The sequence below is a fragment of the Camelimonas sp. ID_303_24 genome, assembly GCF_053543495.1.
The window spans coordinates 39,138-57,992 of sequence record NZ_JBLLJM010000020.1; the positions used below are offsets into that span (position 1 = coordinate 39,138).

At 67.4% G+C, this 18,855-nt stretch carries 16 protein-coding genes and 1 other RNA gene; 10 read left to right on the plus strand and 7 right to left on the minus strand.

The genetic code is table 11. From position 1 onward, the window contains the following. The first annotated feature begins 2 nt into the window (after nt 1–2). The gene (locus ACERNI_RS15390) at nt 3–3,782 is read left to right on the plus strand and encodes a hypothetical protein (protein WP_448834136.1); all 3,780 of its coding nucleotides are present in this window, start codon (nt 3–5) and stop codon (nt 3,780–3,782) included. Between the two features lie 119 nt (nt 3,783–3,901). On the opposite strand, the gene ACERNI_RS15395 is transcribed toward ACERNI_RS15390, so the two are convergent. From ACERNI_RS15395 to ssrA, 5 genes are all read right to left on the minus strand, one after another. Beyond that, nucleotides 3,902–4,144, minus strand: a complete 243-nt coding sequence (locus ACERNI_RS15395; RefSeq protein WP_448834137.1) for a ribbon-helix-helix domain-containing protein — start codon at nt 4,142–4,144, stop codon at nt 3,902–3,904. Beyond that, a complete protein-coding gene (locus ACERNI_RS15400) occupies nt 4,141–4,350 on the minus strand; it encodes a DUF4169 family protein (RefSeq protein WP_448834138.1) in 210 nt (69 codons plus the stop codon). Before ACERNI_RS15400 ends, ACERNI_RS15395 begins: the two co-directional genes overlap by 4 nt. A gap of 223 nt (nt 4,351–4,573) precedes the next feature. After that, nucleotides 4,574–5,194, minus strand: coding sequence for a glutathione S-transferase family protein (locus tag ACERNI_RS15405; protein ID WP_448834139.1), 621 nt, complete (start codon nt 5,192–5,194; stop codon nt 4,574–4,576). Between the two features lie 258 nt (nt 5,195–5,452). Beyond that, complete coding sequence (locus ACERNI_RS15410; protein ID WP_448834140.1) at nt 5,453–6,175, minus strand: SspB family protein; 723 nt, start codon at nt 6,173–6,175, stop codon at nt 5,453–5,455. Nucleotides 6,176–6,198: 23 nt separating this feature from the next. Beyond that, nucleotides 6,199–6,552: a transfer-messenger RNA gene (gene ssrA, locus ACERNI_RS15415) on the minus strand. Between the two features lie 239 nt (nt 6,553–6,791). Between ssrA and ACERNI_RS15420 the strand changes: the two genes are divergently transcribed. From ACERNI_RS15420 to ACERNI_RS15455, 8 genes are all read left to right on the plus strand, one after another. Beyond that, on the plus strand, nt 6,792–7,634 hold the full coding sequence (locus tag ACERNI_RS15420) for a thymidylate synthase (protein WP_448834141.1): 843 nt from the start codon (nt 6,792–6,794) through the stop codon (nt 7,632–7,634). 67 nt (nt 7,635–7,701) lie between these two features. Next, nucleotides 7,702–8,094: a DUF2946 family protein gene (locus ACERNI_RS15425; RefSeq protein WP_448834142.1), complete on the plus strand. Its 393-nt coding sequence runs from the start codon at nt 7,702–7,704 to the stop codon at nt 8,092–8,094. Nucleotides 8,095–8,198: 104 nt separating this feature from the next. Beyond that, entirely contained in the window at nt 8,199–9,197 is a 999-nt protein-coding gene (locus ACERNI_RS15430) for a DUF1775 domain-containing protein (RefSeq protein WP_448834143.1), read from the plus strand. Between the two features lie 143 nt (nt 9,198–9,340). Next, the gene (locus ACERNI_RS15435) at nt 9,341–9,880 is read left to right on the plus strand and encodes a dihydrofolate reductase (RefSeq protein ID WP_448834144.1); all 540 of its coding nucleotides are present in this window, start codon (nt 9,341–9,343) and stop codon (nt 9,878–9,880) included. A 389-nt stretch (nt 9,881–10,269) separates the two neighbouring features. Next, nucleotides 10,270–11,433, plus strand: a complete 1,164-nt coding sequence (hflK, locus tag ACERNI_RS15440) for an FtsH protease activity modulator HflK (RefSeq protein WP_448834145.1) — start codon at nt 10,270–10,272, stop codon at nt 11,431–11,433. Then, the gene (gene hflC / locus ACERNI_RS15445; protein ID WP_448834146.1) at nt 11,430–12,338 is read left to right on the plus strand and encodes a protease modulator HflC; all 909 of its coding nucleotides are present in this window, start codon (nt 11,430–11,432) and stop codon (nt 12,336–12,338) included. The genes hflK and hflC overlap by 4 nt, the downstream gene beginning before the upstream one ends. 102 nt (nt 12,339–12,440) lie before the next feature. After that, complete coding sequence (locus ACERNI_RS15450; protein WP_448834147.1) at nt 12,441–12,647, plus strand: DUF2065 family protein; 207 nt, start codon at nt 12,441–12,443, stop codon at nt 12,645–12,647. Between the two features lie 115 nt (nt 12,648–12,762). Continuing rightward, nucleotides 12,763–14,241, plus strand: a complete 1,479-nt coding sequence (locus ACERNI_RS15455; RefSeq protein ID WP_191320149.1) for a Do family serine endopeptidase — start codon at nt 12,763–12,765, stop codon at nt 14,239–14,241. Between the two features lie 160 nt (nt 14,242–14,401). Here the strand turns inward: ACERNI_RS15455 and serB are convergent, their stop codons facing one another. Further along, nucleotides 14,402–15,355 carry a phosphoserine phosphatase SerB gene (gene serB, locus ACERNI_RS15460; protein WP_448834148.1) on the minus strand — a complete coding sequence of 318 codons (954 nt, stop codon included), beginning with the start codon at nt 15,353–15,355 and terminating at the stop codon, nt 14,402–14,404. 50 nt (nt 15,356–15,405) lie between these two features. Here serB and miaA point away from each other — a divergent pair, with 50 nt between their 5' ends. Beyond that, nucleotides 15,406–16,296: a tRNA (adenosine(37)-N6)-dimethylallyltransferase MiaA gene (miaA, locus tag ACERNI_RS15465; RefSeq protein WP_448834169.1), complete on the plus strand. Its 891-nt coding sequence runs from the start codon at nt 15,406–15,408 to the stop codon at nt 16,294–16,296. A gap of 1,554 nt (nt 16,297–17,850) precedes the next feature. Here the strand turns inward: miaA and ACERNI_RS15470 are convergent. Further along, nucleotides 17,851–18,513, minus strand: a complete 663-nt coding sequence (locus tag ACERNI_RS15470) for a hypothetical protein (protein ID WP_448834149.1) — start codon at nt 18,511–18,513, stop codon at nt 17,851–17,853. Between the last annotated feature and the right edge of the window lie 342 nt (nt 18,514–18,855).

Genomic DNA, 18,855 nt, shown 5'->3' on the forward strand with positions numbered 1-18,855 from the left:
CGTTGCGCGACTTCCTGACAGTGCTGGCCGTAGCGTTGATCGCGATCCTTGTTGTCGCGCTCGCCGGACCGCACTTCATTGACTGGACCAGCCAGCGCGACCGCATCGATGCGGCGCTGGGGGAAGCGCTCGGGTTGGACGTGCGGACCCGCGGCGCCGTCAGCCTGCGCCTGCTGCCGTCGCCCGTGCTGCAACTGGAGGGCGCGGAAGTCCGCGATGCGCCGCCTCCGGCTGAGACTGGGGTGGGGGCAGAAATGGGGGCGGGGGATGCCCGCAATGCTCCAGGCGCCGCCCCGCCGCTGCTGACCACCGGAAATCTGCGGGTTGAACTGGCGCTGACGCCGCTGCTGGGCGGCAAATGGCAGATCGCCGACGCTGTCGTTGACCGGCCGGCGCTGCGCCTCGTCTGGCCGCCCGCGCCCAGTGCGCGGCGTTCCGGCCCGGCGATTGCGCCCGCCCTCGATGCCTTGCGCATCAGCAATGGCGTGCTCACCGTCGTTGATCGCCGTGGCGCGCTGCTGTTCCGGCGACAGGGGATCAGCGCCCAGGTGCAGGCGGCGGCGCTGTCCGGGCCATGGCGCATCAACGGCGTGGCGGATGACGCGCCGTTCAGCCTGGCCACTGGCGAACTGGAGCGTGACGGCGCGCTGCGCCTGCGCGCCTCGCTTGGCCAAAACCAGGGCGGACGCGCGGAATTTGACGGCCGGGCGTTATGGCCCGACGCCGCATCCGGCAGGGAGTGGGGCCTGGCCGGCCGTCTCTCCCTGAGCCGCCTGCTGCAGCAGGGCGCGGCTGAAACCGGGCCGGAAGACGCGTCCCGCGCCAGCCTCACCGCCGATATCAGCCTGGCTGGCGAGGCGCTGGACGCCAGCCAGATCCGCATCGACATCGGCAACCCGCTGGCGCCGGTGCGCCTTGAGGGAAGCGGCGCAGGCGCTTTGGGGGGCGCCGGCAATCTGGCGCTTGATCTGAAGGCGCGCCGTCTTGATCTCGCCGGTTTGCATGGCGCGGATAGCGACGATGCGTTCGCCAGCGTCATGGCCGTGGTTGAGGAGCTTGCCAGGCTTGCGCCGTCGCCTGGGCTGTCAGCCCGCCTGTCCATTGACGCCCTGGCGTGGGGCGAGGAGGAAACCGGGCCCGCGCAACTGGAGGCGCGTCTGGTCGCCGGCGTGCTCACGTTAAGCGGTGGCCGCATCGCGCTGCCGGGCGCTGTGCTGGAACTGGCTGGCGACGCACGCGTGGCGCCGCGCCCGTTCATCACGCTGTCGCCGCGTCTGGAAACCAGCCAGCCGGCCCTGTTGGCGGCATGGCTGCGCCGGCTGGGCGCGCCGGGCGATCTGGCCGGCTGGGTTGGCCGGCAGAAAAGCCTGACGCTGTCGGGGCAGGCCGGCGCATCGCGCGAAAGCCTGTCGGTGCATGGCCTGCAACTGACAGTGGCCGACGGTGAGCTTTCCGGCCTGTTCGCCAGCCGGGCCGGAGACCTGCGCGCGCCGCCGCGTTTCGACGCGCAGTTCGCCGCGCGCGGCCTCGACCTTGCCGATCTGCCGCTGGCGCAGGGCCTGCTGGCGGGATGGTCGGGCGACGCCGGAGCGCGCCAGCCGGAAGGTTCCCTGACATTCACTGGCGAGCGCTTGCGGCTGGGCGCCACCGGCCCGGTCGGGGCCGTGCGCCTGCGCGCCAGCCGCGCCGGCGCTGACGTGGATGTGGCGCTGCTTGATGTCCGCAATCTCGGCGGCGTCGACATGACCGCAGCCGGCAGCCTGAGTGGAGCGGGCAAGCCGCTGGCCGGTGAGGTTCGCGCGCCTGGCATGGCGTCGCTGGCCGCTCTGGCTGATCGCCTGGGCGTTGGCGGTCCCGCCTGGTTGCAACGGGCGTTGCGCAATCCCGCGCTGGCGCGCCCGGTGCAGATCAGTTTTGGCGCCGAGCCGCAGCCAGGCGGCGGCGCGCTGTTCCGCTTCAATGGCGACGTCACTTCGGCCGGCGTGGCCATGGGCCGGCTGGCGTTGGCGCCGCCTGCGCCCGGCCGCGCCGTCAGCCTGAGCGGCGGCCAGATTACCTTGTCTGGCGGCGACGCGGCGACGCCATTGCGTCTGCTGGCCCCGGCTGGCTTCGCCCTTGCCGATCCACCGGCGGGGCAGGGGGCGTGGCGGGTGGCCGTCAATCTGAGGCCGGAAAACGGCGCTGTGCGCGCCGCCGTTGAGGCTCAGGCCGCAGGAGCGCGGCTGACCATAACGCCTGATGCTGGCGGCGCGCGCCTTGCCCTGGCAACCGATGACGCCGCCAGTTTGGCCAGATCGCTTGGCTGGCCGCGCCCGACCGCCGCGCCCCTGAAACTGGAGGGCCGCTTTAACTGGGGCCATGCAGCACAAGAGCAGGAGCAGGGGCGTGGGCCTGGCTGGAGCCTCGCCTTCCAGGGCCGCAGCGGCGACGCTCCGCTATCCGGCATGCTCAGCCCCCTGGGAGACAGCGCATCCGGCGACAGCGGGCTGGCGGCGCAGCTTAATCTGGAAACCCTGTCCCTGCCGGCGCTTGCCGGCGCCCTGGCGCTGGGTGAAGCTCCGCCCGACGCGCCGCAAGGCGATGGCCCATGGCCGTCACGGCGGTTCGCCCCGGCGCCGGTTTCGCTAACGGATCCGGCGACCGGCGCGCCGCGCGCCATGGAGATGTCGCTGAAGGCGCGGCGGCTCGATCTGGGGGCGGGCTTTATCGTGGCCGACGCCAATCTGGGCGTTGCATCCGTTGTCGATGGCGTGCGCATGGCCTTGCAGCCGGCGGCGCTGTCGACGCCCATGTTGACGTCCGGTGCGGCGTCCACGCCTGCATCCGCTGGCGGCAGGCTTGCCGGAACCCTGCTGCTGCGCCGCCAGGGCGCTGCGGCTGCCGTGGCGGCTGACCTTCGCCTCACCGGCGCGCCTCTGGCGGGGTGGGGCGTCGGCCAGGTGCAGGGCGTTGCCGATGTTGATCTGCGTCTTGGCGCTTCGGGGGAGAGCCCGGCGGCCCTCGTCGCCAATCTCGCTGGCAATGGTGAAATCCGCCTGCGCGACGGCCGGTTGTGGCAGGCTGCGCCGACGGCGCCAGGCGCTGTGGTCGACAGCCTGGCGGGAGACCCCACCGGGCTTGATGCGGCCAGGCTGTTGCAGACAACCCAGCGCGAACTGGCGCGGGCTTCGTTCAGGGTCGCTGAGGCGAAAGCCCCGATTGTCGCGGCTGGCGGGATTATCAGGATTGATCCGCCGCCGCTCGCCGATGGCGCCGGCAGTCTCGACGCCGAGGTGACGGTTGATCTGCGGGCGTTGCGTCTGGACGCCGTCGCCCGGCTGGCGTCGCTCTCCGCTCCGCCGCGCTGGAAGGGCGCGCCGCCAGCCCTTGTCCTGCACTGGCGGGGACCCCTGACGGAGCCGACGCGGACGGTGGATGTGGCGGCGTTGCAAACCGGCCTGGCCGCCATCCGGCTCGACGACGAATTGCGCCGGGTGGAGGCCTGGAAAGCGGAGGCGCGCCGGCTGGAGGAGGCCGAGCGGCGCCGGCGGCAAGAAAGCGACGCGCAAAAAGAAAGCGACGCGCAGAAAGAAAGAGCCGCGCAGGAGGAGCGTCAGGCTGATGAGGCGCGCCAGCAGGACGCGCCGCCCCGCTCTGGGGCCGGCGCGGCAAAGGATGCGCCAGCGCCAGCCGCGCCTTTGCCGCCGCCGCGTCCGGCCCTTGCTCCGGCGCGTCCCCAGGGGCAGCCAAAACCGCCTGCCGCCCTGCCGTTCACGCCGACGCCGACGCCGCGGTTTCAGTGAGGCCATGCACCGGGAACGGCGGGCCCAAACCAGCGCGCCGCCCAAACTTCGTCAAATCCCGGTTTCGTCGGGCCCCGTGAACCAGAGCTGAAGACGTGTGACGCATTGGGGTCGCGCAGCTATTCCGGCGCGGCCAGCCCCCGCTTTAACGCTTCGTTGAGCACGAACACCCGGATGGCGGATGACAGGTTCTCGCCGGCGCGGGTCTGGTCGATTTCGACGACAAGCCGCGCCACGGGGCAGCCGCGCGCCGCGGCGATGTCGCGCAACGCCTGCCAGAACGCCTCTTCCAGCGAGACGCTGGTGCTGTGTCCGGCGATGACGATGGAGCGTTTGACCACACCGGCGGGGCGCGCGTTCAAGCCGGCGTTTTCCCGTCGTCATCCACCGTCACGGGCGTCAGCCGGTGGCCTTCCAGCCGTCGTTCGGCCAGATCCGCGACGCTCTGGTCACGTTGCTTTTCCGTCTTGCTGCGGCCGAACGTCGTCCGGTTGCGCGCCGCCTCCGCATCCTTGTCCTGACGCGCCCGCTGTTTGCGCGCCTGGCGCAGATTGATGACGTCGCCCATCACCCGCCTCCTGTCATGGGGAGCCAAAACGGCTTCATCACGAAACATGGCGGCCGGCGTCGCCGGAAACGCTTCCGCGCAACGCCTCAGCCGGCTGGCTCCACTGTGCCAGTGAAATTGCGTCAAATAAATGGATGACGAGGCGCCCCTGCAACTTATGGTGGTTGGCGCAAGCAGTGCGTTGAGGCGGAATGCGCCGTTTCCGGGCCCGCCTCGCGGCCTGTCAGGAGCCGAAGCCTTCCGCCGCCAGGGCCCGCTGCACCGCCGGGCGCGCCAGCATGCGGGCGTAATGGGCGGCGAGATTGGCCGGCAGCTCTTCTTTCAGGCGGAAGACTTTCCACCAGGCGACATAGAACAGGGCGTAGTCGGCAACGGAAAGGTCTCCCGCCACATATTCCCTGTCGCCCAGCTCCCGCGAAAGAATGGCGAGGCCCTTGTTGACGTTTTCGGCGCCGAGGGCGCGGATGGCGTCGTATTCCGCCTCATGCGGCGTGAAATAATTGGGACGGAACATGCGGGTGAAGCCCTGCGGATGCACCGTGCCGGTGATGTAGCTGAGCGTCGACAGCGCCTGGGCCTGGGCGTCGATGCCTTGGGGAATGAGCTTGAGCTCCGGATTGGCGAGGCCGATCCACCAGGCAATGGCGGCGAATTCGGTCAGCAGACGGCCATCGTCGCGCACCAGCGCCGGCACCTTGCCCTTGGGGTTCACCGCCGCATATTCCGGCTTGCGCTGGTCGCCTTCCGACAGGTTCAGACGCAGGGCCTCATAGGGCTTGCCGGTTTCCTCCAGCAAAGCGTGAATGCCAATGGAGCAGGCGCCGGGGGCATAAAACAGCTTCATGTCGCTCACCTTCAGACAAAACGCCGGAGCAGCGCCGGCACAGCAAATCCGTTGCGGAGTGGCCGTTGCTTCGTGCGCCAGAAGCCGGCCCCGGCAAAGCGGCGACATTCCCGGGGCGATGCTTCCGTAAGGAACAATGGCTCACAAAACACAAATGCCCGCAACTGGTGCGGGCATTGTCTGGCGCGGCGCGGTCTGGCTCTGGCGCATCAGAAGGCGCCAGAAATTACCAGCGGCGCCGTGCGGGCGCCGGCCGCGTCAGTGCTTTTTGCGGAAGGCGTCGAGGCTGACGACCTGGGCGCCGCCGGAAGCTGGCGCGCCTGCGGTTTCCAGCTCTTCCTTGTCCGCAGCGGACGCATCGGCGTCGGCGCTGGCGGCTTCGCTGGCTTCAGCCGGCGCGTCATTCGCGGAGGCGTCCGCCGCGCGTTCTTTTGCCGTCGCGTCGCCTTTGCCGTCCCCTTTGCCTTTGCTGTCGCCGGCGGCTTCTGCTTCGGCGCCATCCTGGGCGGCGGCGCGTTCGCGCAGTGAGCGCGGCGTGAACTGGCGGGGCGCAGAGGCGGTTTCGCCTGTTGACGCCCCGTTCCCGCCCGCGTCTTTCTCGCCAGCCTTGTCGGCGGGCTCGTCGTCCTTCACCTCGAACTTGAGGCCGAACTCCACCGACGGATCGTAGAAGCCGCTGATGGCGTCAAACGGCACCGTCAACCGCTCCGGAATGCCGGAGAACGACAGCCCAACCTCAAACAGGTTGTCATTGACCGTCAGGTCCCAGAACTGGTGCTGAAGGACAATGGTCATCTCCTCCGGGTATTTTTCCCGCAGGCGGCTGGAGATCTTCACGCCGGAAAAATTGGTGCGAAACGAGACGTAGAAATGGTGCTCTGGCGGCAGGCCTTCCCGGCTGGCGTCGGTCAGCACCTTGCGAACGACGCCTTTGAGCGCGTTCTGGACAAGGAGATCGTAGCGGATGTGATCTTTCGACATGGAGCCCCGCGCGCCGCAAATCAGGTGGAGGCTTCTGTTGCCAGGCGCCTCCGGGCCCCGCCTTACGGGGCTAACCGCAAGGGCTTGAGTCGAGGATGCTCAACCGCTTACGCGGCCGCGCGGACCTCAGCAAAGTTGTCGTTGGCAACTATTGCAACGGCCCGATAACGGCGGAACCATGCCGGGCAAAAGTACACCCTTTACACCCTCGTCGATCCTGTTTCGCCCCCGCCAAAGCCCGGTGGAAGCCGGGTTTTGGTGGAGGCGCCGGGTACCGCCCCCGGGTCCGAAAGGCTTATTCCGATGACCATTTATCGCCATATCCGTCTTGCGACGGCGAGATGAATATAGGGCGTGGCGCCCCGGTCGGAAAGGGGCAAGCGCAACACAGGCGCCTTCAGGGCCAGGGATGCTGTGGGCAGCGGTGGGAAACCCGCGTCTGTGTGGCTTTTCCGCCATGCGTCGGCGACATCGCATGCATTTGCGAAGCGTTTTCCCGACAGGACAAACGCGCTTGGGCGCCGATACTTGCCGCCGGAGGGGGCGGCGCCTATGCTGCGCCGCCCGGAAAGGCCGTCGTGGTTTTGAGTCCGTTCCGGCCCCAACGGACAGCGCGATGCAAAGCTATCTTGACCTGCTCAACCGGATTCTCGCCGAAGGCGCGCGCAAGGGCGACCGCACCGGCACGGGCGTGCTGTCCCTGTTCGGCCACCAGATGCGCTTCAATCTGGCCGACGGTTTTCCCCTGCTCACCACCAAGCGGGTGCATTTCCGCTCCATCGCCCATGAACTGATCTGGTTTCTCTCCGGCGACACCCATGTGCGCTACCTGCAGGAAAACGGCGTCAGCATCTGGGATGAATGGGCGACGCCGGAGCAGTGCGCCAGGTTCGGCCGCCAGCCTGGCGATCTTGGCCCGGTTTATGGCCACGCCTGGCGCAATTTCGGTGCAACCGAACTGCCGGACGGCTCCTTCGCCCAGGACGGCGTCGACCAGATCACATGGCTGATCAGGGAAATCCGTCGTAACCCGGACAGCCGCCGGCTGATCGTCACTGGCTGGGACCCGGAGCAGCAGGACCGCGTTGCCCTGCCGCCGTGCCACACCCTGTTCCAGTTCTACGTCGCCAATGGCCGCCTGTCGTGCCAGCTTTACCAGCGCTCCGCCGACGTGTTCCTCGGCGTGCCGTTCAATATCGCCAGCTACGCCCTGCTGACTCATCTGATCGCCCAGGCCTGTGACCTGCAGCCAGGCGATTTCGTTCACAGCTTTGGCGACGTCCATCTCTATCTGAACCATGTGGAGCAGGCGAAGGAGCAGCTGTCGCGCGCGCCGCGCCCGCTGCCGAAGCTCTGGCTCAATCCGCAGGTGCGCGACATTTTCGCCTTCCGGTATGAGGATGTGCGGCTGGAGGGATACGACCCTCATCCGCTGATCCGCGCGCCAGTCGCGGTGTGAGGTCGTCGCCGTGAGGGGCCGCAGGTCAACCCTGGAACGAGCGTCTGGAACTGCCGGCCACCGGCGGGTGCGGGCCCTGTTCGCGCTGGTTCTGGCCTATGCGCTTGCTCTGCAGCCGTTGCTGATGGGGGCGGGCGTCGCCCACGGCGCGCCAGGCGTTTCCCAGATACTGTGTGGCGTCGACGGCGTCAGCGCGGCCGGCGCAAAACCTGCCGACCCCCATCCCGCTGGCGACGCCCCCCCCGCCGGCGGCGCTCGGGCCTCATGCTGCTGTCTCGCCGCCATCGGCGGCCCCCCCGTCACGCGGGCGGCGCCCATTGCGCTGCCCCGCGCGCCAGAATTCGCCCGCCTCACGACCCCTGTTATCGCTGATCTGTCCAGCGCATCGGCGGCCCTGGCGCGCCCTTCCGCCCGTCCCCGGGCGCCGCCGGTTCATCCGGCAATCGCGCAGGCGGCGTGAGGTTGAAGCCCACGCCCTTCGTTACCGGATAATGACAGGCACATTTCATGACAGACCCAATGATTTCACGCTCTCCGATCAGCTGGCGGGCTTGTGTTTCGCCGTTGGCGCGGCTGCTTGCTGGAGGCCTTCTCGCCGCGGGCTTCGCCAGCGCCGCATCGGCCCATGCCGTGCTGACGCCGCCTGAGGCCAGCGCCGGGGCCAACTGGCGCGGCGCGGTGCGCATCGGCCATGGCTGCGAGGGTACGCCAACGCGGCTGGTGCGCGTTACCATTCCCGATGGCGTTGTCGCGGTGCGGCCCAGGGCCAAATATGGCTGGCTGATCGAGACGACCTGGGCGCCCTATGCCAAACCCTTCGAGATCCACGGCAAGAAGGTGACGGAAGGGGTCAAAACCATCACCTGGAAGGGCTCCGCCCTGCCGGACCACATGTTCGACGATTTCGAGTTCATGGCGCGCATCCAGCCGGACGCAGCAGCTCAGGACGGCAAGCTGTATTTCCCGGTCTATCAGGAGTGCGAAAAGGGGTCGTTTGACTGGACGCAGGTTCCGGCGACGGGCCAGAACGCCCATGACCTGAAGTCGCCGGCGCCAGCGCTGGCGCTGAAGACAGCGGGACAGGGCGCCGCCAGTTCCCCGGTTTCGGGTTCCCAGGCTGCCAGCGCCCGTCAACTCACCGCCTCCGGCGGCTGGACCCGCGCCACGCCCAATGGCGCGAAGGTGGCTGGAGCCTATGTGGCGATCGCCAACGGCGGCCCGAAGGGCGATGTGCTGCTTGGCGGCCGGTTCGATGTGGCCGACCGGGTTGAGGTGCATGACATGACCATGACCGACGGCGTCATGCGCATGCGCCATCTGGAGCAGGGGCTGGAGATTCCCGCTGGCGGGTCTGTCGAACTGCGTCCCGGCGGCCTGCACCTGATGTTGATGGGGCTGAAGAAGCAGCTCAGGCAGGGCGACGCCATCCAGGGCGTGCTGACCTTCCGCGACGCTGGGGATGTGGCGGTGAGCCTGCCGGTGGAAGCGGCGGGCGCGCCAGGTCCTGGCAAGCCCCCGGCCGGGGCGGGCCATGACCATGGTCACGGCAATCACGAGCACTGATCGTCGCGCAGACGTGAAGGCGGCGCCTGTGAGGGCGTGGATGGCCGGGATTGTTCTGGCCATCCGCGAACGGCCATCATTCGCAGCCATATATTCATGCCGCGCGCCACGGCGACGCGGCCCCTTTTCGATCAGGCGGAGCCATGTCCATGGGCGCATCGTTGCAACTGGTTCTGGTGGTCGCCATGGGCGAAAACGGCGCCATCGGTCGCGATAACGCGCTGATCTGGAAGCTGCGCGCCGACATGCGCCGCTTCCGGGCGCTCACCATGGGCCATCCGCTGGTCATGGGGCGCAAGACCTGGGATTCGATCGGCCGGCCGCTGCCGGGCCGCGACACAATCGTGCTCAGCCGCGATGCGGCGTTCGCGCCGGAAGGCGTGCTGGTCGCGCACGATCTTGCCGGCGCGCTTGAACTGGCGGGCGTTTGCGCGGCGCGGCGCGGGGTCGATAGCGCCATGGTGGTGGGCGGGGCGCAGATTTATGCGGCGACCCTGCCGATGGCCGCCCGCGTTCACCTCACCCTGGTGCAGGACGCGCCGGAGGCGGACGCCTTTTTCCCTGGCGGGCCGACCGGCGCCTGGCGCGATGCTTTCGTCGAGACCTGGCGCGAGGCGCACCCGGCGGGGCCGGAGGACGAGCGGCCGTTCGCCTTCATCGACCTTTCCCGCCGTCCTGGCTGACGGGCGCCGCCTTCGGCGGCGGTCTCCAGAAGGCGCCTCCGGGTCAAAAGCCGCGTCGCGGCAAAATCCGCCCACGCCAAAAATCCGCCACGCGCCAAAAAACCGCTCCATGCCAAAAAACCGCTCCATGCATTGTGCCGCAAGGATTCAATGACTATCTGCCCTGGTTGACAGGCGCGCGTGGGCAACCAACAAAAGCAGACGTAAAAAGCATGGCGGCGAAGGGATCTGCGCCCGGCGCCAGAAGCATGTTCCGGCAGGACTTCCGCGTCAGGCCGATGCGAACCTGCTCCAGACACATGAAAACCGCTCTGTGCTTCTGCCCGCCGGCCTGGCGGGGCGGGAGAAAATGCGGAACCGGCGCGCTTTGAAAGGGGAATGACAGATCGATGCCTTGGAGCAATCAGAGTGGCGGCGGCGGTAGCGGCGGCAATGGCGGTGGCGGAGGCCCCTGGGGGCCGCGCAACCAGGGACCCTGGGGACAGGGGCCACAGAAGAATCCTGGCGGTCCGCCCGACCTTGAGGATTTGCTGCGTCGCGGCCAGGACCGGCTGAAAAGCGTCTTCCCTGGCGGACAGAGCGGCGGGCCCAGTGCACGCACCATTCTGCTGGCTGGCCTTGGCGCCATCGCGCTCTGGATGCTTACCGGCTTCTATCAGGTCACGCCCAACCAGGTTGGCCTCAATCTGGTGTTCGGCAAATATGTAGGCCAGACCGGCGAAGGCCTGCGTTACAACTTCCCGTGGCCGATCGGTCAGGTTATCCGCCTCGACGTCACGAACCGCCGCACCATTGAAATCGGCATGCGCACCACCGACAATTCTCGCAGCCGCTTGCAGCAGCGCCCTGTAACCGAGGAAGGCCTGATGCTGACCGGTGACGAGAACATCGTCGACATCAGCTTTGAGGTGCAGTGGACGATTAACCCCGCCCAGGCCCATGACTACCAGTTCAACCTGCAGAACCCGGATGGCACCATTCGCGTCGTCGCCGAGAGCGCCATGCGTGAAATCGTCGGTCGCCGCAACATCCAGGCCATCCTGACCTCGGATCGCGGCGCCATTCAGGACGACGTCCGCAAGTTCATGCAGGAGACCCTGAATAGCTATGGCGCTGGCGTGGTGATTGAACAGGTCAACCTGCAGCGGGTCGATCCGCCGCAGCAGGTCATCGACGCTTTCCGGGACGTTCAGGCCGCGCGGCAGGACCAGGACCGTATGCGGAACGAGGCCGAGACCTACGCCAGCCGCATTGTGCCTGAGGCGCGCGGCAAGGCGATCAGCGTCGTGCAGCAGGCTGAAGGCTACCGCGAGCGTTCAATTAATGACGCGGAAGGCCAGGCGGCGCGTTTCAATTCTGTCTACGAACAGTATCGCAAGGCGCCGGCGATCATCCGCGAGCGCATGTATCTCGAAACCATGGAAAACGTGCTGAAGGATTCCGACAAGGTCATCATCGACCAGAAGGGTGGGCAGGGCGTCGTGCCTTATCTGCCGCTTGACCAGTTGCAGCGTCGCCAGGGCGTGGCTGCCGATGGGGAGGCTGCACGATGAGCAATATCCTCAAGCCCGTCGGCGTAATTGTCGCCATCCTTGCCGTCCTTGCGCTCTATGCGGGCGCTTTCACCGTTGGCCAAACCCAGGAAGCTCTTGTGCTGCAGCTGGGCCGCGTCCGCGCCGTCATCAAGCAGCCCGGCCTTCACTTCAAGATTCCGTTCATCGAGAACGTTGTTTATATCGACCGGCGGGTGCTGGATCTCGACCTGCCGGTGCAGGAAGTCATCGCCGCTGACCAGAAGCGTCTGGTCGTTGACACGTTCACCCGTTATCGCGTCGTCAATCCGCTGCTGTTCTACCAGACCGTCCGCACTATTCCGGGCGCCAACCAGCGGCTGACGCCGATCGTCAACGCTACCACCCGCTCCGTGCTGGCGGAGGCGACCTTCACTGCCATCGTCAAGGATGAGCGCGACCGGCTGATGAAGCGCATCCGTACGGAGGTGAACCGTCAGGCAGCCAGCCTCGGCATCGAGGTGGTGGACGTGCGCCTGCGCCGGGTGGATCTGCCCGAGCAGAACAGCGAGGCGGTGTTCCAGCGCATGAAGACCGAGCGTGAGCGCGAGGCCGCGGATATCCGCGCCCAGGGTTCGCAGATCGCCCAAGGTATTCGCGCCAATGCGGATCGCGCCGTCACGGTGCTGCTGGCCGAGGCCAACCGCAAGAGCGAGGAACTGCGCGGCCAGGGCGACGCTGATCGCAACCGCATCCTGGCGGGGGCTTACAGCAAGGACCCGTCGTTCTTCTCTTTCTTCCGCTCCATGCAGGCGTATGAGGGCTCGCTGAAGGGCAGTGACACGCGCATGGTGCTGTCGCCGGATTCGGAGTTCTTCCGCTACTTCCACAATCCGGCCGCGGCGGCTCCAGGGCAGCCACAGACAGGCGCTCCAGCGCGTCCCTGAGCGCCCCGGAAGCGCACTTTTACAACCCGTTCAGGGGGCTTCGGCCCCCTGCGCCCTGTCAGGTGGTTGTGCAGGCCCAAATGGTTGTGCAAGCCGCAATGAATGCGCCAGAGAGGCCGCGTCGTGACTGATCTCGTCGTTGCCTTTGGCCTGCTATTGGCCATTGAAGGCCTGTTGATGGCCTGCGTTCCGGACTTTTCCCGCCGGATGGCCGCCGAAATTCTCAAAACGCCTGGGGAGCGCCTGCGCATGGCGGGCGTTGTCGCCGCGGTTGTTGGCGTCGCCATCATTTGGCTTTCTCGGGGGTAGATTGTGCTGCCCGGACATTTCTGATTCTGATGCATGATCGTGCTGGCGCTGGACCCGCGTCCTTCGTCTCCCAAACCGACCTGTTGCGGCGCGCGTGCGCGGGCAAGGAGGATTTATGAAGTTTGCTGGATTCAACATCATGGCGGCCGCGGCGCTGGCGCTCGGGCTGGCGTTTGGCGCCGCCCCGGCGCAGGCCCGCGGGCCTGCCGGGTTCGAGGATCTTGCCGATCAGGTCACCAACGCCGTCGTCAATATCTCGGCGACGACCACGGTGGAGCAGGGCAAGGACCGCATGCTGCCGCAGATCCCGCGCGGCACGCCGTTTGAGGACCTGTTCGAGGAGTTCTTCAACCGGCGCGGCGGTCCCGGCGGGCCGGGCGGCCCTGGCGAGGGTCCGCGTCGCCAGCGCAAGTCCAGCTCGCTCGGCTCCGGTTTCATCATCGACGCTGCCGGCGTGGTCGTCACCAACAATCACGTGATTGGCGACGCCAATGACGTTGAGGTGATCCTCAACGACGGCACCAAGATGAAGGCCGAGATCGTCGGCAAGGATTCCAAGCTCGACCTCGCCGTGCTGCGGGTCAAGCCGGGCGCGACGAAGCTGACCGCCGTGAAGTTCGGCGATTCCAGCAAGATGCGCATTGGTGAGTGGGTGCTGGCCATCGGCAACCCGTTCGGCCTCGGCGGCTCGGTTTCAGCCGGCATCGTCTCCGCCATCAACCGCAATATCGATCAGGGCCCCTACGACAGCTACATCCAGACCGACGCGGCCATCAACAAGGGCAATTCCGGCGGTCCGCTGTTCAACATGGCCGGCGAGGTGGTCGGCATCAACACCGCCATCCTGTCGCCCAGCGGCGGTTCGGTCGGCATCGGCTTCTCCGTGCCGTCGTCGCTGGCCGCGCCGGTGATCGAGCAGCTGCAGAAGTTCGGCGAAACCCGGCGCGGCTGGCTCGGCGTGCGCATCCAGAACGTCGACGACGCGACGGCTGAGGCGCTTGGCCTCGGCAAGGCGCGCGGCGCCCTGGTTGCCGGCATCGACGAGAAGGGCCCGGCGAAGCCAGCTGGCATGCAGGTGGGCGACGTGATCATTCGCTTTGATGGTCAGGACGTGAAGGACAGCCGTGAGCTGCCGCGCATCGTGTCGTTCTCGCCCGTCGGCAAGGAAACCGACGTGGTCGTTGTCCGCAAGGGCAAGGAAGTCACGCTGAAGATCAAGCTTGGCCGTCTTGAGGATGGCGAGAAGGAAATGGCCGCGCGCGGTGAGAACGTGCCTGGCGTCGCCAAGCCAACCGTCAGCAAGACCCTCGGCCTTGACCTGGCTCCGCTGACGTCGGAAGGCCGCAGCCGCTTCAACATCAAGGACGATGTCAAGGGCGCGCTGGTCATCCGCGTTGACCCCGACTCCCGCGCTGCCGAGAAGCGCCTGCAGCCTGGCGACACCATCGTCGAAGTGAATCAGGAGCAGGTGGCGTCCCCGGCCGACGTGACAAAGCGCATCGACGCCCTGAAAAAGGACGGCAAGAAGTCCGCCCTGCTGCTGGTCGCCAATCCGCGCGGCGACGTCCGCTTCGTGGCGCTGCCCATCGAGTAAGGACGGGCATATGGCTGGCCTGGCGCGCCCGGGCCAGCCCTGGTTCCGTCGCGGCCGTCATGTCAGACGGCAGGAAAAATGAAAGCCGGGTCCGCAAGGACCCGGCTTTTTTGTTCCGCCGTCCAGGCGCCCGATGGGCCAGGCCCACCAGGTTCCGGCGTCAGCGCACGAATTCTTCCTCGCGATAACCCTGCGCGAACAGCAAAGTGGCCAGATCCGTATGGTTGATGCGGGCGCTGGCGGCGGCGGCCACCGCCGGCTTGGCGTAATAGGCGACGCCGAGCCCCGCCTCCTGCAGCATGTCGAGATCGTTGGCGCCGTCGCCCACCGCCATCACGGCCTCAGGCGACAGCTTCAGCTCCTCGCGCAGGCGCAGCAACGTCGCCTTCTTGGCCTCGCGGCCCAGAATGGGATCGATCACCACGCCGGTGAGCTTGCCGCCCGCGTGTGCAAGCGTGTTGGAGTGGTGCTCGTGAAAGCCGATCTTCTCGCTGATCGGCCCGGTAAACACGGTGAAGCCGCCGGAGACGAGACAGGTATGGGCGCCATTGGCGCGCATGGTCATCACCAGTTCGCGGCCGCCGGGCGTCAGGATCAGCCGGTCGGCGACGATGGCGTCGACCACGGAAAGATCGAGGCCCTTCAGCAGGGCGACGCGCTCGCGCAGGGCTGGCTCGAACGCCAGTTCGCCGCGCATGGCCCGCTCGGTGATATCCGAAACCTGCGGCTTCAGGCCGACGAAATCCGCCAGCTCGTCAATGCACTCCTGGCCGATCATGGTGGAGTCCATGTCGGCGAGGAACAGCTGCTTGCGGCGGCCGGCGAGCGGCTGGACAATGATGTCCACCGGCGCATGGGCCTCGTCGATCAGGGCGCGAAGCTGCGCCTCGATCAGATCGGCCGGCGCCGGCGAGGAAAAGATCAGGTCGATGGCGCGGTTTTCCGCCAGCTCGCTGGTCAGCACCGGGCCGCTGGCCAGCGACGCCGCCAGCATCTTCAGCCGGGGGACGAGGCTGGCGGGGCCGTGGGCCGCCAGCAGGCCGGAGCCGGCGAGGGCTGGACTTGCGACCAGGGTCGCGACAGAAGCTTCGGTCTGGTGAGTTGCAAGGGACATGGCGCGTGGCTGCTATCGTGGAAGAACCGGAACGGAAGGCCCTCGCGGACGTGATCTTGCCCGGCGAACCCGTGGACGCGGTTCTCATCGCAGGCCCGACCGCATCCGGCAAGTCCGCATTGGCCATCGACATGGCCCGGCGGCTGAACGGCGTGGTCATCAACGCTGATTCCATGCAGATTTACCGCGACCTGCATACGCTCACCGCCCGCCCGTCCGCCGCTGATGAACAGGCCGCGCCGCACCGCCTTTATGGCGTCATCGACGGGGCGGAGAATTTCTCCGTGGCGCGCTGGCTGGCGGCGGCGGGGCAGGAGTTGCAGCGGGCCCGCGATCTTGCCCTGACGCCCATCTTCGTTGGCGGCACCGGCCTGTATTTCCGGGCGCTGCTGGAGGGGTTGTCGGATATCCCGCCCACGCCGCCGGCGTTGCGCGCCGCCCTGCGCGCTGAAGCTGAAACATTGGCTGGCGACGCCTTGCATGCACGCCTTGCAGCGCGCGATCCGCTGATGGCCGGCCGGCTCAGGCCCGGCGACCGTCAACGCATCCTGCGGGCGCTGGAGGTGGTGGAGGCGACCGGCCGCTCCCTGGCGACGTTTCAGGAGCAGCGCGTTCCAGGGCCGCTGGCCGGGGCGCGGACCCAGCGGCTGTTTCTGGCGCCGGAGCGGGCGACGCTGTATGGGCGCATCGACGCGCGCTTCGACCAGATGATGCAACTGGGGGCGGTGGAGGAGGTGGAGCGTCTTGCGGCGCGCGGTCTCGATCCGGCGCTGCCGGTGATGCGCGCCCACGGCGTTCCGGGCCTGACGGCCTGGCTGCGCGGCGCGGCCACGCGGGAAGATGCGGTGACGCGCGGCAAAGCCGATACCCGCCATTACGCCAAGCGCCAGTTCACCTGGTTCCGCCACCAGATGGCGGGCTGGACGTGGGTGGCGGTCTGAAGCATGGCCTTTATATTTCTGTGACCAGAAAGCCGGCTTTGTTCCGGTATGCGCGGAACCAGGGGCCGTCGGGTTTCATGACTTCCGCCTCATCGGCATGGCGTCCACGCGACGCCCGGCTGGAGTTGGCGGTTGCGCGTTGGGGGGCGGGGAAGTTCCAGAGGTTGGCGCCAGGCCGGGATCCTGAGCGCGCGTATGACAGGCATCTCCCATTCGGCTTCCTGCTGCTGGCGCGCCGCGCCCTGCTGAAAGGTTGGGGCGAATCTGTTGCGTCACGAAGCCGCGCGGCCGCCTGAACGCGCGGGCGCGCCGGGCATCCGGATGGCGGGAGCGGGCTGGCGGCTGGCAACCTGAACCGGGACGTGACTTCGGGTGTGCAGCGAAGCTCTGCGAGCCCGCTGTAAATGGCTTGAGGAAGTGGGTGAACAGACCAAATCCGCTGGCATCGTGCTGAACCCTTTGTCTGCGACCAGGCATCATCACGCGGCGCGTATCCGCATCATGCGCCATGAGCGCCCGGACGACGTGCATGCCATGGAAACGCGGGGATCGTTGATCCGGGCAGACGGGACCTTGAGCGGGGCGCCGTTGCCCGCGTCAGGCCGAAGCGCTGACGTCGCGCGGGCAGGGGGCCGTTGCTGCACCTCCGCTCGGGGAAACATGATCAAACTCTTTTCGCGGGATGATGCGGGCGCCATTTTGTGCGCCGGTAGCCTCGATTGGCCAGCCAGCTCGCAGGTCGGATGGCCGCTGTTTTGGTGAGCGACAATGATTGCGCCGTCGTTCAGCGCCGCAATTTAGCGATTTTGTCTCCGGCTCCTCTGGCGGATACCGCCAGTTGATGGGTCAAATGGCGCCGAAATATCTTGTGAGATCATCCAGGTCGGCCAGTAAATTTTCCAGCGTATCGTTGGGCGCGGCCCCGCCTCCCGCGCCCGCGTCAGCGACGGGCGCCGGGTCGCGGCCGGCGCCGATGGCTGGAGGGCGCACGCGGCCCGGCTGGGCTGGCGCCGCCGTTGCTCCCCAGGCCTGACCGGAGCTCTCTCCCTGACCGTTTCCGTTCCGCGGCGCCAGTGAGCGCATGCGCGGCGCCGGGACCGGCGTCGGGCGCGCCACAGCCGCGATGGGGAGATCGGCGACCTCCGCCGCCCCCGCGCCAGTGGGGTTTCTCATGGTGTGGGAGGCTGGCGGGGGTTCTGCCCATAGGCGCACGGTCCTGGGAAGTGGTTGGGGGGGAGTGAGCCGCCTGTTCGCGCCGCGAAGGCGAGGAGCTGGTGTGGGGACGCGGCCTTGCAGACGCAATCTGGGGCGAGGTATCGGCGGGATGTCCCACGGAAAGTCGGGGTTGGGCGGCGGGTTCGGGTTAACGGGTTGCACAATGCCCTGGATATGCTGGTCATTGCGGAGCGGGGCGATGTCTGGCGGATCTTCCGGATCTTCCGGATGAAGCAGGTAGGGCGTTGGTCGTCGCCACCATTCAGCCATGAGACATTCCTTGCTGTTCGGGGCCAGCGCGCACTGGGGACCCCGGGCCGTCGCCTTGAGATCGTTGCCTCAGGAAATGAGAATGAGCTCGTCCATGTCGCGGATCCCGTCCCTTACGGGGCCCTCTCCCGTGATCTGGCGAAGGCCTGTTCCATCGGGCAGATCGTCTTGCTTCACCCGGCCGGCGTTTCTGCCGGGCGCGCCAGATATGGCGTGATGGCCCGTCGCGCCGGCGGGAAGATCGATCGGGTCGTGATCCGACCATGACGCTCGCCGGCTCGCCGCCGCCGGCCGCCCGTCCCCGCCGGTTCTCCAGCAGGTAATCCTCACTTCTCCCACCACCCTGCCGTATTCGTCGGTCCGGCAGCTGATGATTGTGCGGAACATGTCGGCGGCCTGATCCTCCGGGAGATCGTCGACGTCGTGTTGGTGAGGTGAGGGCTCTCCGAACAGGACGGTGGGACGCTTCAGGCTGCCTGACGCAATGTCCGGTCGTGACGCCCGCCTCTCAGGGGAGGGTGCGGCGGCTCCACCCCTCAGGCCGGCGGCCTGGATGGCGTCCCACTGCCGGGATGAAACGCCCCTGAATATCGGGATCGTCCGCAATGGATTCCCGTAGCGGAACGGCGCGATATAGCGCCGCTGCATGAAGTCGTGGGCTGCCGGAAACTCCCCTTTGCTCACGGCGTCGTAGAACGGGGCGTGGTCGAGGCGCGGCGGCGTGGCCAACATATGGCAATCTCCGGTTTGCATTCGGCATGCGCTGGATCACGCCGCACGTAGTGTGAAGCGATCTGACGATGACGCCAGCAACGCTGGAGAGCAGACGCTCTATGGAGGCCGCGTGCGCGGCGTGAACGGGTTGCCGGCGCGCGTTCTGAATTGTCATCGCCGCTTGCGATTGGCTGTCGAAATTGTCGTTGACGCCTTCCTTCGCATCCGCTAGCGTCCCGCCACTATCGAAACAGGAGTGAGGCGCAATGCGCGCTATTCTTATCGTATGTGAGGCGCCATCGACGGAGCGGTGACAACCGCAGGTCCGCTGATGGCGCATGCAGGGTCCCTCGGGGCCCT

What these genes read in the sequence shown, in the direction of transcription:
- ACERNI_RS15400 (WP_448834138.1), bottom strand. Translation starts at nt 4,350, where the DNA reads ATGGGCGACGTCATCAATCTGCGCCAGGCGCGCAAACAGCGGGCGCGT.
- ACERNI_RS15405 (WP_448834139.1), bottom strand. Translation starts at nt 5,194, where the DNA reads ATGAAGCTGTTTTATGCCCCCGGCGCCTGCTCCATTGGCATTCACGCT.
- ACERNI_RS15410 (WP_448834140.1), bottom strand. Translation starts at nt 6,175, where the DNA reads ATGTCGAAAGATCACATCCGCTACGATCTCCTTGTCCAGAACGCGCTC.
- ACERNI_RS15420 (WP_448834141.1), top strand. Translation starts at nt 6,792, where the DNA reads ATGCAAAGCTATCTTGACCTGCTCAACCGGATTCTCGCCGAAGGCGCG.
- ACERNI_RS15435 (WP_448834144.1), top strand. Translation starts at nt 9,341, where the DNA reads ATGTCCATGGGCGCATCGTTGCAACTGGTTCTGGTGGTCGCCATGGGC.
- hflK (WP_448834145.1), top strand. Translation starts at nt 10,270, where the DNA reads ATGCCTTGGAGCAATCAGAGTGGCGGCGGCGGTAGCGGCGGCAATGGC.
- hflC (WP_448834146.1), top strand. Translation starts at nt 11,430, where the DNA reads ATGAGCAATATCCTCAAGCCCGTCGGCGTAATTGTCGCCATCCTTGCC.
- ACERNI_RS15450 (WP_448834147.1), top strand. Translation starts at nt 12,441, where the DNA reads ATGCGCCAGAGAGGCCGCGTCGTGACTGATCTCGTCGTTGCCTTTGGC.
- ACERNI_RS15455 (WP_191320149.1), top strand. Translation starts at nt 12,763, where the DNA reads ATGAAGTTTGCTGGATTCAACATCATGGCGGCCGCGGCGCTGGCGCTC.
- serB (WP_448834148.1), bottom strand. Translation starts at nt 15,355, where the DNA reads ATGTCCCTTGCAACTCACCAGACCGAAGCTTCTGTCGCGACCCTGGTC.
- ACERNI_RS15470 (WP_448834149.1), bottom strand. Translation starts at nt 18,513, where the DNA reads ATGTTGGCCACGCCGCCGCGCCTCGACCACGCCCCGTTCTACGACGCC.